The organism is Erythrobacter sp. HI0063 (assembly GCF_001635685.1).
Taxonomy (GTDB): domain Bacteria; phylum Pseudomonadota; class Alphaproteobacteria; order Sphingomonadales; family Sphingomonadaceae; genus Qipengyuania.
Window position 1 is genome coordinate 1 of the sequence record NZ_LWFF01000253.1, and the last position, 223, is coordinate 223.

1 protein-coding gene is annotated in these 223 nt (G+C 65.0%); it reads right to left on the bottom strand.

Translation table 11 applies throughout. From position 1 onward, the window contains the following. A partial coding sequence (locus tag A3736_RS08150; protein ID WP_197465549.1) for a CoA transferase occupies positions 1–223 on the bottom strand: 223 nt, incomplete at both ends.

The window sequence follows — 223 nt, forward strand, 5'->3', positions numbered from 1 at the left end:
TCATGCCCATCAGCACTGCCGTCCCGTCGGTCATCGCGGCGTCGATCACCTGTCCCTTCCCGCCGCGCGCGACATTCAGCAGAGCGCTGACCATCCCGAAGGCGAGCATCATCCCGCCGCCGCCGAAATCGCCGACCATATTGATTGGCGGCGTCGGCTTCTCACCCTCGCGCCCGAAATGTGCCAGTGCGCCCGCAAGCGCGATGTAATTGATGTCGTGCCC